This window comes from Bacteroidota bacterium (assembly GCA_039111535.1).
GTDB lineage: Bacteria > Bacteroidota > Rhodothermia > Rhodothermales > JAHQVL01 > JBCCIM01.
On record JBCCIM010000150.1, the window covers coordinates 1 to 16,629 of the forward strand.

The 16,629-nt window shown below is 51.6% G+C and carries 10 protein-coding genes; 6 read left to right on the top strand and 4 right to left on the bottom strand.

The window, feature by feature from the left end; translation table 11 throughout:
- Positions 1 to 545 precede the first annotated feature (545 nt).
- From AAF564_19490 to AAF564_19505, 4 genes are all read left to right on the top strand, one after another.
- On the top strand, positions 546 to 1,421 hold the full coding sequence (locus tag AAF564_19490; GenBank protein MEM8487744.1) for an ABC transporter ATP-binding protein: 876 nt from the start codon (positions 546 to 548) through the stop codon (positions 1,419 to 1,421).
- Positions 1,418 to 5,032 carry a M1 family aminopeptidase gene (locus AAF564_19495; GenBank protein MEM8487745.1) on the top strand — a complete coding sequence of 1,205 codons (3,615 nt, stop codon included), beginning with the start codon at positions 1,418 to 1,420 and terminating at the stop codon, positions 5,030 to 5,032. The genes AAF564_19490 and AAF564_19495 overlap by 4 nt, the downstream gene beginning before the upstream one ends.
- Positions 5,033 to 5,040: 8 nt before the next feature.
- A complete protein-coding gene (gene folK / locus AAF564_19500) occupies positions 5,041 to 5,559 on the top strand; it encodes a 2-amino-4-hydroxy-6-hydroxymethyldihydropteridine diphosphokinase (protein ID MEM8487746.1) in 519 nt (172 codons plus the stop codon).
- Positions 5,560 to 5,622: 63 nt separating this feature from the next.
- Positions 5,623 to 6,318 carry a deoxynucleoside kinase gene (locus AAF564_19505; protein ID MEM8487747.1) on the top strand — a complete coding sequence of 232 codons (696 nt, stop codon included), beginning with the start codon at positions 5,623 to 5,625 and terminating at the stop codon, positions 6,316 to 6,318.
- A gap of 5 nt (positions 6,319 to 6,323) precedes the next feature.
- On the opposite strand, the gene AAF564_19510 is transcribed toward AAF564_19505, so the two are convergent.
- The gene (locus tag AAF564_19510) at positions 6,324 to 7,004 is read right to left on the bottom strand and encodes an energy transducer TonB (protein ID MEM8487748.1); all 681 of its coding nucleotides are present in this window, start codon (positions 7,002 to 7,004) and stop codon (positions 6,324 to 6,326) included.
- Between the two features lie 500 nt (positions 7,005 to 7,504).
- Here AAF564_19510 and carA point away from each other — a divergent pair, with 500 nt between their 5' ends.
- Both carA and carB read left to right on the top strand, forming a co-directional pair.
- Positions 7,505 to 8,659: a glutamine-hydrolyzing carbamoyl-phosphate synthase small subunit gene (gene carA, locus AAF564_19515; GenBank protein MEM8487749.1), complete on the top strand. Its 1,155-nt coding sequence runs from the start codon at positions 7,505 to 7,507 to the stop codon at positions 8,657 to 8,659.
- Between the two features lie 140 nt (positions 8,660 to 8,799).
- Positions 8,800 to 11,634: a carbamoyl-phosphate synthase large subunit gene (carB, locus tag AAF564_19520; protein ID MEM8487750.1), complete on the top strand. Its 2,835-nt coding sequence runs from the start codon at positions 8,800 to 8,802 to the stop codon at positions 11,632 to 11,634.
- Positions 11,635 to 11,670: 36 nt separating this feature from the next.
- On the opposite strand, the gene AAF564_19525 is transcribed toward carB, so the two are convergent.
- The 3 genes from AAF564_19525 to AAF564_19535 all read right to left on the bottom strand — a co-directional run bounded on the left by AAF564_19525 (position 11,671) and on the right by AAF564_19535 (position 16,464).
- A complete protein-coding gene (locus AAF564_19525) occupies positions 11,671 to 12,174 on the bottom strand; it encodes a SprT-like domain-containing protein (GenBank protein MEM8487751.1) in 504 nt (167 codons plus the stop codon).
- Between the two features lie 138 nt (positions 12,175 to 12,312).
- Positions 12,313 to 15,216, bottom strand: coding sequence for a carboxypeptidase regulatory-like domain-containing protein (locus AAF564_19530; protein MEM8487752.1), 2,904 nt, complete (start codon positions 15,214 to 15,216; stop codon positions 12,313 to 12,315).
- 6 nt (positions 15,217 to 15,222) lie between these two features.
- Entirely contained in the window at positions 15,223 to 16,464 is a 1,242-nt protein-coding gene (locus AAF564_19535; GenBank protein ID MEM8487753.1) for a serpin family protein, read from the bottom strand.
- Positions 16,465 to 16,629: the final 165 nt, after the last annotated feature.

Consider the following 16,629-nt stretch of genomic DNA (forward strand, 5'->3'; position numbering starts at 1 on the left):
CAAAATTGAAGAAAGCAACGTATTCATCGCCCAAACGCAGATCCCGATAGGCGCCAAATACAAAGAGCCGTTTCTTTCGAGGATAGATAGTTTTTGATATTTGGGTGGGGTTTTCGTGATTTCGTGATTCTGTGATTTCGTGATTCTGTGTTTTTGTGATTCTGTGTTTTTGTGATTCTGTGTTTTTGTTAGTGTGCACTTCTTTTGGGGGAAACATCAATACTGCGCTTTCACCCTCCACGTCATGCCGGACTTGATCCGGTATCCAGCGCGGCGAATGGGGAATAGCGCTTCGCTTTTGTGGGACCTACAGGCTCAAGGCTCAATTCCCACGACTCGACACTCGGCATTCGACACTCGGCATTCGACACTGGGCAATCCCCGCAATAAACCCATCTGCACCAGCACAGAACCTTTTATCCCACCAATCGCCACATTCGTGTCACGGTGCGCCGCGTTTGTCACATTTGCTAATCTGCACGCATAACCTCCCGTAGGTTGAGCAAATAGTTTCTGGAATAAACCCTCCGTGGGAGCGTGTTGAAATGTTAGAGATTCGAGATCTGGTCAAAGTGTACCCCGGGCCCGTTGTTGCACTACAGGGCTTGCAGCTATCCATTCCACAGGGCATGTTTGGCCTGCTTGGGCCAAATGGCTCTGGTAAATCTACCTTGATGCGCATCATTACCGGTTTGCTCGAACCCACATCGGGGGCAGTGCTCATGGATGGACACAACGTCACCGAAACACCGGCCTACATATGGCAGCGCCTCGGCTACCTGCCACAAGATTTTGGGTTCTACCCGAACCTGACCGGGGAGATGGTGCTGAAGCACATGCTGCGCCTGAAAGGGGTAGAGGCACCCGGTGGGTTAAACAAGCTGGTTGCTTCTTTATTGGAGCGGGTGAATTTGAGCTATGCCGCCCGCAGAAAAGTGAAAGCGTATTCGGGCGGGATGAAGCAACGGCTCGGCATCGCCCAGGCTATTGCCGGCAACCCGGAGCTCGTTATTGTAGATGAGCCGACTGCCGGACTCGATCCGCAGGAGCGCATTCGGTTTTACCGCCTGCTTTCTGAACTCGCGGAAGAGCGCACGGTGTTGCTTACAACGCATATCGTGGAAGACGTCGCCGTCTTATGTCCACAGTTTGCCGTTATGCAACAGGGCGAAGTATTAGCCCAGACGAGCCCGAGTGCGGCCTGCGCGGCCATCGAAGGGACCATCTACGAAGGACAGGCTGATCAGGCCCTGCTGGAAAAGCTGACCGAGGCAGGATTGGTAACCCGCGCCTACCTCGTTGAAGGTCGCAACCGGCTCCGCATCCATGTGAAGCACGATGTCGTGCCCGATGGCTTTACAGCGGTTGCACCGACCCTCGAAGACGCTTACATGTTGATCCAGCAAGGAGGTGCATCATGACCAACCGACGCTTCTTTCATGTACTGCACCATGAATGCCTGACCATCTTGCGGCTTCCTGTTTTCTGGGTATTGTTTTTTGTGGCGCTTGCTATCACGATGAGTGTAAATCCGGCTGCGCTGATACCACGGAGTCAGATTGCTAATTCTGGCGAGTTGTTGTTTGTGAACTCAAAATTTGTGCTCGCCCAGTACTTTGCGCTGTCTGGCTTTTTTACGTTTGCTTTGCTAGGATCCGTGATCGCAGGATTGTCTGTGATTCGCGATCTGGAGTCGAATAACACACAAATCCTGCACAGCACACCGCTGACGGCCTTTACGTATATCGCCGGCAAGTTCGCCGGCATTGTCTGCGCGCTTGTTGTAGCGCTGGTTATCCATATGCTGATTGCCGGACTCATTTATGAACTCCGGCCAATGGATGACCCGATGTTGACAACCGGGCCATTCCATCTTTCAAACTACCTCATTGCATCCGTCGTTTTTGCCTTTCCCGGTATGCTGTTCTTTTCGGGCGCAGCTTTTGCCGTAGGTACAATAACGCGGAAGCCGATGGCTGTGTATGCTGTTGGGGCTGTCTTGTTTATTCTTACGATGCGTTACTGTGTGGTATCGTCGCCGGCAACAGTAGGCCCAACCCTGCATGCCGTGTATTCCTACCTCGATCCATCTGGCTTGCGCTGGTTGATCCACGATGTATTTGCGTTGGAAAAAGGCATCACATTCTATAACACTGCGCCACTTGGTCTCGATGCTACCTTTATCGGCAACCGGGTGTTGATGCTAGGGTTTGTCTTGCTTTTTGTTAGCGCCGCTGCCCTGTATTTTCGCGGCTGGTTGCGCCGGGGTGGGGCAGCATCTGGTTTGTTTAAGGTCTTTAAGAAGAAGAAAGCGGTTGCAACGCTGGACGCTTTAGAGGCATCACCGCACACCTTTGCTGACCTTCGCGGATTGTCCATGTCAAACAGTAAGACAAACGGGTTTGCCAGCCTCTTTAGACTGGTTAGTGCTGAGTTTAGGGAGTTGTACCGGCAGCCCGTGGTGTACGTATTTGGTTTCTTTATCCTCGCGCTGGTGACGGAGACCGCTGTTGAATCAGCTGAAGGGATCCTTGGCGCCACTGCTTACCTCACCGCGGGGTCGATCGCCGTTGCCGGCTACGACATTATGGTTGTGCTGCTGTGCATGCTTCTGCTGTTTTATGTAATCGAACAGAGCCAGCGGGATACCGTCACGCGGTTCTCAGACCTGCTGTATACCACGCCTGTGTCAACAGTCACACTGATGCTGTCGCGGCTGGTGATTGCACTTGTGCTTTGTGCCGGCATCGTTGTGGTGGGTATTGCGGGGGCTTTGATGTTGTTGCTTGCGCAAGGCAGTGCCTTTGTTGAAGTTGGTCCGTTTTTGCTCATTTGGGGCGCGCTGCTGGGTACCACGTTGTTCTTGTGGATTTCCTTTGTCTTGCTGATGCTTTCGGTGTTCAGAAATCGCTATGTCGTCTATGGTATTGGCATTATGGCACTCGGAATCAGTACCTACATGCACGTTCAGGATCAATTTACCTGGGCGAACAACTGGGATTTGCTTGGCACACTGCACTGGTCTGAAATGGGACTCTTCTCATTGAGCGGTATGCCTTTGTTGTTGAACAGAATCTGGGCTTTTTCGCTTGCCGGCGCCTTGTTTGTCCTGGCCGTCATGACCATGCAGCGCACACGTCTGGATTCACTGGCACTGTTGGGCCGCATGCAGTTACAACGCGTTGGCCGGCTGGCGATCCGTATTTTGCCACTCTTTGTCCTGCCATTGGTACTGTCTGGCTACATCAGTCATCAGATCAATGAGGGGTTTCAGGGAGACAAAGCTGAAGCCGTGGAGAAAAACTACCGGCAGATGCATTACGTAACCTGGAATGGGTATAAACCACCCAGCATGATTGCTGTGCATGCAACCGTTGATTTGTACCCGGAAGCGCGTGCGATGGATGTTGACGGTGTGTTTGAAATGGTCAATGATCGTGCAGTTGCGATGCCGGCTTTGCCTTTTACAGCCGGCCATTCGTTCGACGCCATTAGCTGGACCTTCAATGGCACGGCCATAGAAGCAGAAGAACGCGCTGGCTTGCATGTGCTGAGGCCTGCCATTCCGATACAGCCAGGCGACACGTTGCGTGTGGGCTTTAGCTACCGTTCGGTTTATCCACGAGGGTTTACCAGAAATGGCGGCGGGATGCGTCACTTTGTGCTGCCGTCAGGCGTACTGGTCTCTACGATGCGCGGAGAGTTTCTGCCAGAACCCGGATTTGATGCACAACGGGGGATGTCTGGTGATGTTGTTTTTGCACCGGCCAACTATGCAGATATGGTTGGGCACCTGGATGTCTCAACGGCCACCGAGAAGCCAACCTTGTTTAGCAGCAAACTGCAGGTGTCAGCACCGGCTGCTTATGAAGTGACTGCCACGGGCGTTGAAATGTCCCGGCAGACGGCCGCCGGCCGCACGGTCACTACCTGGGAAACGCCGGCGCCAATTTCGGTGATCAACGTGATGGCTGGTAAGTGGGCCGTCGAACAGGCAGATGACGTAGCCGTCTACTATCACCCGGAGCATACGTACAACGTGGAAACGATGCTGGATGCCATGGGCGCGGCCAAAGAACACTTTGGCGACTGGTTTGCACCGTATCCATGGCAGGAACTCCGCATCAATGAGTATCCCGCTTTTGATAACAATGCAACTGGTTTCCCGATCAACATCAGCTTTTCCGAAAGCATTGGATTCATGACCAAAGATGAAGCTGGCGCTTACTTGCCGTATGTGGTTACGGCACACGAGGTGGCGCACCAGTGGTGGGGGCATATGATCTCACCGGCTGAAGCGCCAGGGGCTGATTTCTTAATCGAAGGTATGGCAAATTATTCAGCGCTGATGTTGGTCGAAGAAGAGAAAGGTCGAGAAGCGCGCGAAGCCTTCTTAAGGTATATGGAGCAGCAATACATCAGGCGCCGGCGCGCTGACCGGGAGGTGCCGTTGCTTGAAAACATTGCTACAGACACACAAGGCGAAGTTGTCGCTTATAATAAAGGGGCCTGGGTCATGTGGATGCTGCAGCAGCAAATGGGTCGCGAGGCATTGATTGCCGGCTTGCATGGCTTTACAACGACCTACAATGTAATGCAAGACACCATGCCCGCCGCGTTGCCTACTCTGCAGGATATGCTAAATCATTTACGGGCCCAATCATTAGATGCTAAAGCGTTTGATGCCTTTGTTGCCCAATGGTTTGGTGAAGTGGCCTTGCCACGTTTCCAGCTTTCAAAAGTGACGCGCGAACAGGTAGATGGGATGTGGGAGGTACGCGGCACTATCGTGAATGCCGGCACTGGTGTTGTGCCAACGGAGGTGTCTGTTGTACAGCAGATGCCAGACTATGAACGCCGCAAGCTAACGTACGAAGGTGAAATTGCCATCGAAACGGTTGTTGTACACACCGATGAAGGCAGAACCTTTACCATCCGTACTGCATTTGAACCCGAAGGTGTACTGATCGACCCACACCTGAAAGTTTTGCAGCGCGATCGGTACAAAGCGATGTTCAACTTTGATGAATAACTTCTCTATTGGAGCAACACATTTATATAGGCCTGGGGTCTAACCTGGGCAATCGCATCGAGCATCTCCAGTGGGTATGCCGGCACTTTCAGGATCATGCATTGCTTGCGGTGCAAGCTGTATCACCTGTGTATACGTCGGCTGCCCACACGCTCGGTGACCAGGCGCAGCCTGCCTATCTCAATGCGGTGGTTCAGCTTGCATCCAAACTCGAACCGTTGCAGGTACTGAATGTGTTGCATGCCTGTGAACGTGCTGCCGGACGCGACCGCGAAAAGGAAGGGCGGTGGGGGTCTCGTACATTGGATCTGGACATTCTGGCATACGGAACCGAGCGCGTGGACATGCCCGGACTGACGATTCCGCATCGCCGTCTGGCGGATCGTCGTTTTGTTTTGCAGCCCTGGTCGGATCTTGCTCCAGGGTTTATAGTGCCTGCGCCTTTTGGTAAAACTGTTGCGGATTTACTGGCCGGCTGTGAGGATCATGCAGAACTTGCAAAAACCTCGTTGCAACTGCTTGACTAACGGGGCATAAAACCCTACCATTAGGCCCTCACCTGATTTTTTAGCGCCTCCGAGTTTGCTGTCATGTCAGACGAAACCCAAGAAGATACACCCAATGCAGCCGTTGCCCTACGCGATGACCTGCGGTATGTGGTTATTGAAGGGGTTATCGGTGCCGGCAAAACCAGCCTATCCAGGCTGTTGGCAGAGCGCTTTAATGGTAAACTTGTACTGGAAGAGTTTGAAGATAATCCGTTCCTGGGCAGGTTCTACGAAGACCCCAAACGGTGGGGTTTTCACACGCAATTAAGCTTTCTTGCCAGCCGCTTCCAACAACAGCGCACCGTACACGACCGGTCGTTGTTTCATCAGGTTGTCATCAGTGATTACCTGTTTGAGAAAGATCGGATTTTTGCCCATCTAAACCTGAAAGACGAAGAGCTGCAATTGTACGAAACGCTCTTTCGGCAAATGCAGGTCTCAACGCCACGGCCCGACCTTGTCGTTTACCTGCAATCATCGCCGGATCGGTTGATGCAGAACATTCGAAAGCGGGAACGCAACATCGAGCGGCAAATGAGCAGGAAGTACATTGAAGAGCTGAACGAAGCCTACAATTACTACTTTTTCCGTTTTGACCGCAGTCCCTTGCTCATTATCAATGCGAGCAATATCGACTTTGTGGAGAACCCCGAAGACCTGGAAGAGCTTGTGCGGCAGATTGTGAGCGTCAATCATCCGGGGACCACGTATTTCAATCCTGGACAGGCTGATCAATAGCCCGGCTATACACCGAAGCTGAAGGTGATGGTGTGGTAGCTTTCCACCGGGTAGCCATTCTGCCGCGCCGGCCTGAACATCCACCGTGCAGCTGCTGATCGTGCAGATTCTTCCAGCCCGTAGCCAAGATCTGTCACCAACGCTTTCCCGCTTTTGCCATACAGGTACTGTTCAACCACACGGGTGTCCTGTACTTTGCCCTTTTTGTCTACCAGCACTTCTACAACTACTTCAGCTTTTATTTTCTTGCGCATGGCAGCCCGTGGGAATTCTGCTTCAACAAGGCGAATCGCGCGTGGGGCAACATCAGGTGCTTTGGATGCGCCGGCGTTGCCCGCAGGGGCAGGTTGGTCGGGTGATTCTGCTTCGCCGTATTCTTCCAGCGTGAGAAAGGCTTCTTCGAATTCGACCTCTTGCTCGAGCACAATGTCGTCTGGCACCACAAACGGAATGACGGGCGGCGGAGGCGGCGGAGGTTTTTGACTCTGCCGCGTAGGCTGCACCTCTTCTATAGAAATGAGCTCTTGCCCGCCAGTGTGGTATGGGAACGCTTCTGGTGGGGCGTCAGAGGGGAGAGGCCAGAAGCGGAAAATCAGAATGAGTAACAAAATTGCACCCGCCGTGCTACCCAGTATGCGCAGGCGATACGGGCCGTTCTGATCGTGTAAACGATGGGTAGCCGGCATGATACAAGAGGCGTCGACGCCTGAGGTCTGGCAGGTGGAATGAATACTACAAATTACTCAGTATCCCTAGTACACGCGCTGCGCGTGAAGGTTTTCGTGTAGCTTGCAATAGGGCGGCCCTTAAAATCAGATTTCCGCGCTAAAGTTACAAGCCAGATGGAAGCCCGCTAAAATACAGGGCAATCTGAATTTTCGGAATGCATTGCTGGTTTGTATTGATACAACAAACAAATCTGAAAGGATCGCGTTATACCCCGCTGAGAAAAAATTTGCAAAGCTGGCTGAGTCGCTTGAGAATCCAAACAGCAATTTGTAAATTTGTGCATTAAGGAATAGTAACCAACCAGGACAAAACTACTTCAACATTGGAAGCCCGCTTCTTTCGAACTCACCCTAATTACCACCACTGCATATTTTCCGGATAAGGATTGGCCTTCCCGTCATTGGGAGGGTTTTTTTGTATCCGGCAGTTTTTGGAAGCGGTATTCTTTAAAAGGATCATGGAAAAAAGAACGATGGCTGCACGTAAACCATGTAAACTTGCACTGGAAGATGGGACTGTTGTGTCGGGCTACGCAATAGGCCATATCGGCGAAACAGGTGGTGAGCTTTGCTTCAATACCAGTATGACCGGATACCAGGAAATTATGACTGACCCTTCCTACCATGGGCAGCTCATGATGATGACGTACCCGCACATCGGCAACTATGGGGCAATGGATATTGACGTTGAGGCGCGTCGCCCGATGATTGCCGGCTTGATTGTGCGCTCTTTTACCTACCAGTATTCAAACAAGCTTGCCGACGAATCACTCGAGTCTTTTATGAAAAAGCACGAGTTGGTTGGTCTTTCAGGGGTTGATACCCGCGCCCTTGTGCGCCATATCAGAGATAAAGGGGTAATGAATGCCGTTATCTCTTCAGTAGACCTCGATGATGCAAGCCTCGTGGCAAAAGCCAAAGGCTGGCCATCCATGGAAGGGCTTGAGTTGGCCTCCCGTGTAACCACAGAAGAAGCCTACGATTTCTGCACCGGCGACGGTGCACGCATTGCGGTATACGACTTTGGGGTAAAAACGAATATCCTGCGCTCCTTTCAGGGCCGCGGGTGTACCGTGCGCGTATTCCCCTCCGCAACACCACTTGAGGCCATTCTGGCCTGGCAACCGGATGGCATCTTTATGTCAAACGGCCCTGGTGACCCACGCGCGATGCAAGACGCCATCAACATGGTGAAAGAGGCAGAGCACACCGGAATTCCAATGTTTGGCATTTGCCTGGGCCACCAACTCATGGCTTTGGCGCAGGGGATTGATGTCTACAAAATGTATGTCGGCCATCGCGGGGCAAACCATCCTGTACAAAACCTTGCGACGCGCAAAGTAGAAGTCACCACCCAGAACCACGGGTTCTCTGTAGATCCCGCGTCCATCGCTGATAACATTGCTGAGGTTACCCACCTTAATCTCAACGATAAAACCGTAGAAGGACTCCGCTTTAAACAATTTAAAGGCTTCTCTGTGCAGTTCCACCCGGAAGCATCTCCGGGGCCGCACGACAGCCACTACCTGTTCGATGCCTTTTTATCGATGATTGCCGAGGATGGACGCGTGCGTTCAACAAACGGTGATGCAGATGGACTTGCGCTGGCCTAACCGCCGGCGCCTTTGTGCCGCACAGCTCTTACTGTGCACAATCCTACGTACCTGCCCGGGGCCCAGGGCTCCAGGCTTTCGTACGCCCGAACTGTACTGAAACAGACCTTTACCGCAACCTAAATTCTACATAGAATACAATGCCGAAGCGCACGGACATAAACAAAATTCTTCTGATTGGCTCGGGGCCTATTGTCATCGGGCAGGCCTGCGAGTTTGATTATTCGGGTACACAGGCCAGTCGTGCCCTCATGAAAGAAGGGTATGAAATTGTGCTGGTGAATTCGAATCCTGCAACCATCATGACTGATCCCATGACGGCTGACAAGGTGTATTTGAAGGAGTTGACAACGGACGCAATCAAAGAGATTGTTGAGATTGAAAAGCCGGATGCTGTTCTGCCAACCATGGGCGGACAAACCGCGTTGAATCTCGCGCAGAAACTCTATGACGAAGGATACTGGAAAGAGCAAGGGGTGGAAGTGATTGGCGTCGACATCGACGCGATCCAAATCACTGAAGACCGCCAGCAGTTCCGCGACCTGATGGAAGAAATTGGGATTGACCAGGGCCGAAGCCGGGTTGCCAAAAGCCTGCTTGAAGCCAAAGAGATCACGCAAGAACTGGGCGGGTTGCCCATCGTTATTCGCCCCTCCTTTACGCTCGGCGGTAGTGGCGGCGGTATAGTATGGTCAGCGGATGAGTTTGACCGCAAGGTGACGCGCGGACTGGAAACGTCGCCTGTGCATGAAGTGCTGATCGAGGAGTGTCTGTTTGGTTGGAAAGAGTATGAGTTGGAGTTGCTCCGCGATAAAAATGAAAACGTAATCATCATCTGTACGATTGAAAACATCGATCCGATGGGGATTCATACCGGTGACTCTGTCACGGTTGCACCGTCGCAGACCCTCACGGACAAGCAATTCCAGCACATGCGCAATGCGGCCATTCACATGATGCGGTCCATTGGCACGTTTGCCGGCGGTTGTAACGTGCAGTTTGCCGTAAATCCGGAAAACGGGCGGATGATCGCCATCGAAATCAATCCGCGCGTTTCACGCTCTTCTGCGCTGGCTTCGAAGGCTACAGGGTACCCGATTGCAAAAGTTGCTGCGCGATTGGCTGTCGGCTATACGCTTGATGAGTTGCCGAATGATGTTACAGGCACTACGAGTGCATGTTTTGAGCCTTCCATTGACTACGTCATAACAAAAATTCCCCGCTTTAACTTCGAGAAGTTTGAAGGGGTGGAAGAGGAGCTGACCACCCAGATGAAAGCGGTAGGGGAAGTCATGGCAATCGGTCGCACCTTCCCGGAGAGCCTGCAAAAGGCATGGCAAAGCCTTGAAATTGGGTATGCCGGCCTCGGCGGCGACCGTGAAAATGTAGACCGCGCTGAAATTCGAGAACGGCTGAAGCGCCCATATTGGGATTGTACGCTTCAGATTCGGAATGCCTTTAAATTAGGCGCCTCGATTGAAGAGGTGGCAGACATTACAAGTATCGACCACTGGTTCCTGAGCCAGATCAAAGGCCTGGTCGATATCGAAAATGCAATCGAAGAACTGACGCTCAAAGAGATTGACGCAGAATTTATGCTGCACATCAAGCAGCATGGATTTTCTGATGTCCAGATTGCCTTCCTCGCAAAAGATGAGGTGACAGAAGACGAAGTGCGCGCGCATCGGAAGTCGATGGATATTCTCCCAACCTACCAGGTAGTGGATACCTGTGCCGGCGAGTTTCCTGCACAAACCCCTTATTTTTACTCGTCTTACGAGACAGCCAACGAAAGCGAAGTTTCCGACCGCGAAAAAGTAATCATTCTCGGCAGTGGCCCGAACCGTATTGGTCAGGGGGTAGAGTTTGATTATTCTTGCGTACACGGCGTGCTTGGATCGAAAGAGATGGGCTACGAGGCCATCATGATCAACTGTAATCCGGAGACCGTTTCAACGGACTTCGATATTGCAGATAAACTCTATTTTGAGCCCGTATTCTGGGAGCGTGTCTACGATATCATCGAGCACGAAGGCGACAAAGTAAAAGGCGTGATTGTGCAGTTTGGCGGTCAAACAGCGCTTAAACTTGCCGGCCAACTGCAAGAAAAAGGCATTCCGATTCTGGGGACTGCTTATGAAATGATGGACCTTGCAGAAGATCGGGGCAAGTTCTCCCGCATCCTCAAAGAGCTGGAGATGCCTTTCCCGCCGTATGGTATGGCAACAACAATACCAGAAGCCATAGAAAGTGCTGAACGCATTGGCTATCCGATTCTTGTTCGGCCGAGCTATGTGCTTGGAGGGCAGGGCATGCGTATCGCCATCAACAAAGAGGAAGTGGATGAGTATGTCCGCAGGATCTGGAAGCTGCTTCCTGAAAATCAGATTCTGCTCGACCTGTTTCTGGAGAACGGTATTGAAATCGATGCTGATGCAATCCGGGATGGTGACGAGGTTTGGATCACAGGCATCATGCAGCACATCGAGCCGGCGGGGGTTCACTCCGGCGATTCTACCGCTGTATTGCCACCCTACGACCTTTCTGACACCGTCATCAAAACCATTGAGACGTACGTCAAGGAAATTGCAAACCGACTGGATGTGATTGGCCTTATCAACGTACAGCTTGTGATCAAAGATGAAGTTGTATATGTCATTGAGGCAAACCCACGCGCCTCACGGACCATTCCGTTTGTGGCAAAGGCAACAGGTATCGCTATCTCCAATATTGCCACGCGGGTGATGTTGGGTGACAAGTTGGCTGCGCTACGGGAGCAGGGCCTGCTGGAATCAACCCTTGAAGGCTATGCGATCAAGGAGCCGGTATTCTCGTGGTCGAAATTCCCGGAGGTGCCAAAAGAGCTGGGACCAGAAATGCGCAGTACTGGAGAAGCAATTGCGTTTGTAGATAAGCTAACAGACAAGCACTTCCAGCGTCCTTATGAAATGCGCAACCTGTATCTCTCCAGATAAGAGGCTGCAATTTTTCAAGTTTGGTAATTACGCCCGTTATACCTCGCGTGTGACGGGCGTATATTTTGACCGCTCGACCGTCTTCAGGAGAAACTTGCTGGAGAATTTGCCACCGTTGTATTTTTTGCAGCATTTGCCGCAGGCATACAGCTTCCGACTGCGCCTGAAAATGGGTGTGGCATGGCCGCAGTTTGGACAGTAGCGAATGTATTTGCTCGGCGGCTGCTTAACCTGTGCCGTGGTGTAGCAGCGTTCTGGCTGGGCCCCGACGCGCCGGCACGCTTCTTTCCAGGCCGGCCCATGCCCGGCAGCCTGGCCGGCAAGCGCGTGTGCAACTTCGTGTAAAACAGTATCCATGCACTGGGCCAGGGTATTGATTTTAGCCAGGTGGATGGACAACGTTATTTGTTGGCGACCATAGTCGCAGCTCCCAAATCTTCTGCGTGCACGATCCCATCTGAAGGTCCAGCCGGCCTCGGCCAGTTCATACCGTACCAGCGCTTCGTTTGCGAATTTCTCGATTTGCTCCGTGTGCTCCATGCGTCAGGAAGAACGATTGCTTTTTTGCTTCGCTATCAGTGAATGCCAACGATGCGTTGGCTCTTACCGCGGTGTCAGCACTGTGGCAAGTTGTGTTTGTGGAAAATAGGATGCGCCCTTCACAAACACTAGCCGCAACTACATGCTTAATCGTAACGAGAGACTTGGAATTCTAGGATAAAGGTACCTGTTGTCCTTTTCCAGTTGGCCATCAGCGAAGAGCAAGCGCCAATCAGCCACGTTTTTTCGATCAAACGCATTTAAGACATCAAATTTGAGTTGCAGGATGCTGTTGTTGATTGCCACATTGTAAGCAAGGCCGAGGTCGATCTGATAGATGGCCGGCAATACGTGGTCTTCCGGTTTGCCAAAATCGAAAGGCGGCTGCAGTCGGGTGCTGCTTCGGTGCCCAAAGTAGTCGTAGTAAGCTTGCCTGAAGCCCCACGAACGGCCCCATACGCCGGTGAATCGTCCAGACAAAATAAAGGATGACGTCACATTGGCCTGCAATACGAAATCTGTTCGGTGTGGCTCGTTCCATGGAACGCTGGCCCACTCATTGTTGAATAGCTCTGTTGCTTTTCGCCTGATGTGGCTGTAGTCGTATGTCAAATGCGCGTAAAAAGGGCCGCTAAGCCATTCAATCGAAAATGAACCACCTATATTTACGCTTTTTGCTTCCGGGATAAATTCTTCCGGGCCAACGGCTAGATTAGCCGTTTCGACACGATATTCAGCGTTGTTTGTAGGGCTGGGAATGTAATTTACCGTATAGGTTTGCGCCAGCAACTTTGTATAGGCTTCCAGCTTTATCGTTAATGCATCAGAAGGCGCAAGAAGGAACGACTGCGCAAAATGATAAGCCAATGGGGGGCGAATGTTGTTGTCAACAGGAATCCAAATGCGCTTTGAAGGGAATAGGGTGCCGGCATTCAAGGTGCTAATATCAAACTGTAGTAAATACTGTCTGTAAATGCCGGCGGCTGTTCTTGATGCAAACGATCCACCATTTTTGAGCCGCGTATCGAGGCGCAAAGCAACGCGGGGTTCAAAATAGGTTTGGTTGTTCGAGAAGAAATAGGTCATCCGCAATCCTAGATCAAGGGTTGCTACTTTGCCCAAATCCATACGGTCGTGAATGAACGATGTGCCGCGTTCGACCCGTGTGTCATATGCAATCCGTTCTACGCCGGCAGCCAATGCAGATGCGTTTTCGACGGCCGTTGCATCTTCCGAAATAAGGCTGGGCAGGAGAATGTCTGACTTGCTGCCGGTGCTTGCGAATAAGAAGCCTCCGGATACAAAATGGCGGTTAAACGCGTGTTCTAAGGTGCCCTCCAGCGCGAACTCAGCTACATCATTTTGCTCTTCCAGTTGGCGTATCGGGAATTCGTAAACTGGCTCTGCAACCGGGACGTCTGCTTCGTCAATCGGGAAATCGAAAAACTGGCTGAGCCCATCTACCAGTTTGTAATTTTGGCTCAAACGATAGCTGCTGGCGCGTGCTTGCAGGTTGAAAAGTGTATGGCGGCCCAGTAGCGTATGATAATTGACCTGGGCGGCATTATTCTTCCAAACGTACTGGTCAGATACGGATAGTGGGGCGGTTGTAAGAAGCCTGTCTGGTGCGCCTGCATTTTGACCGAAATTTAAAATGAGACTGTCTTGCACAGTTGAGAAGAGGCCGGGAAGAAAGCCAGTTAGTTCATTCTGGCCGCGGAAACCAGAGAAGCGGATAGCTGAAAAAGGAGATAACTCAAATTTACCTGCAACATGGATGTCAGAAAATGATAGGGCAGTGGTTGGCACAGGCGCGATGTTGAGTGCATCTTCAAAGAAGGCCGGGTCAATGGATTCGTATTGACGAATGGGGCCAAAAATGAGAAAGGGATCTGGTCGGCTCCATTGGTTCAGGGTAGACTGAAATTGCGGGTGCTGGTACAGATCCCAAACGCTGGTTCGATAGGCCCCCATGATTTCCAGTTTGCGCGAGCGCTTAAACGAAAAACTGTTAACGTAGCGTCCATTGAAAGCAAGTGGATCCAGTTGGAGATCCAGTTTTTGCTCACGGGAGAGCTTGTGATTTGCAGATACAACGCCGGCAAGATAGCTGCCTTGTGCTACACCGAAACCTGTTTTGTGAATGGTAATGGATTCCAGCGCAAAAGGACTGAAAGGACCAAGGATTCCGAGCGCGCGTTGTGGCAGGAAAATCGGTACGCCATCAAGTTTGAATTGATGTTCACCGGCAGCACTGCCTTGCAGGTGGGCATCTGCTGTTGAGTAATTGATGCGCACGCCAGGGACAGAGGCAACCTGGCTTACAATTGACTCGCTGGAGTTGAGATGCCCAACCATCATACTGTCGGACATCAGCAGATATGACTCATCGAGTACCGTTGCGGCTTCTTTACGTTGCAATCCGTCTATAACGACAGGGCTAAATACAATGGGGGCTTCTTCCATTGTGATCTTTCTGAAGCTGTGCCGGCCAGGTACGACGAGGAGCGTGTCTATCACATCCCTGTAGCCGAGATGTGTGGTGCTCAGGTAATAGCGGCCCGGAAGCAGTGGGGGGAGCGTGAACTGCCCATTGCTGTTGGAAACCGTACTGAACTCATCTGCGCTGCTGGCCAGTAAAATGTGTGCATACGAAAGGGGATGGCCGGATGTGTTGTCTCGGACGTCGCCGGCGATGGTCCCGTAAATGGCTTCTTGCTCTGTTGATGCACTAATTACGTAGGTCCCTGAGGAGAGCTGCACATAATCAAGGCCCGTATCAGACAGGATACAATTGAGAACAGCATCAGCCAGCGCTTCTTGAATGGCGCAAGTGGCGCGCACGGTGGCTGTAAGCGCCGGGTCATACGATATGCCTTCGCCGGTCAGACGGGCGAACTCAGCAAGCGCCGTGTTGAGCAACACGCTTCTGAATGAGACAGAATAACGTGTATATGACTGCGCATGGGCGTTTTGCAGCCCCAGGAACAGTACCCACGCTACTACTGCGCAGACTAGCACTTTTATTGAAATGCGTCTCACTGGAAATTAAAGGTTGAGTACCTTGCCAATAAACAGAATGGCACCTGTGTGGTGCTCGCGAATAACAAAAAGAAATGGACGGTCAGCGCGAAAAACGGTTGGGACCGGGTCTTCGCCAACACTGGTTACGCCCACCGAAACAGACGTAACTGCAGCTGCTTCTGTACCTTCTTCATTTACTTCAATCAATGCTTTGTGCATGACTTTGGATATGAAGAGCGGCAGGTCAGGGTTGATGCCTGAGAAGTTGGCACTGGATTCGTTAAATGCATCCTGCATGCCCATTGCTTTGAGCATTTCATTGAGAGGTTGCTCGTACGTAATTTTGAACCGGGGGACAAATATGTCCAGCTCTGTCAGCGCCATGTTACGTGTCCAGTCATCCCAAGTGTTGTTGTCCATCTCTGCAATGATGTCATCCAGCGTGCCGGCTTCCTGCGGCAGTACAAGCGTCATGCTGTACAGTGAGTCGCCATAAGGCAGGTCGATAATGGACACGTCATCATTGGATGCAAAGGGCACCAGGTTATACAGGTGCATCAGGGGCACTTGCTGTGTCGTGCGGTTATTACCGTAAAAAGGAGCGTCGAGCGTTTCAGTTTCTTCAAATTGGTAGGTCCAGGCGCCTTTAAAGTAGATGGCGTTAATCAAATACATGACATCCTGGGGCGAAATGGCGTCTATGATTTTATCGATTTTGCCGCTGGTCTTGTTGTCTACCCAGTTGTTGATTGTGGTTTTTGCCTCCGGGTTGTTGAAATCGAGCGCAGCTATTTCAGCGTCAAACGTTGCCACATTTGTGTCCAGGAATTGGGGCAAAACAGCGAGGTTGTCGCGATACCAGATGCTGTTCGCCAAATTGACAGCTACTTTAGGATCAAGCTGGGCATGTAAGTCCAGAATTGTCCGGTAAGACGCGTTAATCTCGGATTCGTCCAGCGTGTCTTTGTTCAATGTCTGGTTCATTTCGTCGCGCGTATTGCCCGAGGCGCCGTTGCGAACCATGCCCAGGGCCATAGAGACGCTTAGTGGAGAGATAAAGACGTTCTCCGCCGGCGCATCTGCGCTTAGGCTAGTGAATAAGTCAATCCCAAACGCATTGTCTGATTGTACCAGCCGTGCAAGCTCTGGTGAGACATTGGGGTTAATCCGAGGCACTTGCTCTTCTTCCTGGCTCGTTGCATCACATGCAACAAGGAGGCAGAGAAAACTCAAAAGAACGAGGCGGGACAGGTAAATTATACGCATAAGGTTGAGAACGATGGCGTGCTTGATAGCGTGTTGGTTTAGATCTGTGCTGGCAGTTGTTAAAGTGTGAAGACCTCGTAGCCATTTGCTGTTTTCCTGAATGCGAGTGCATGGGGCTGGGTGATGGCAGCCAATACATCAGTCAACGCCTGTTGCTGTGGCTCG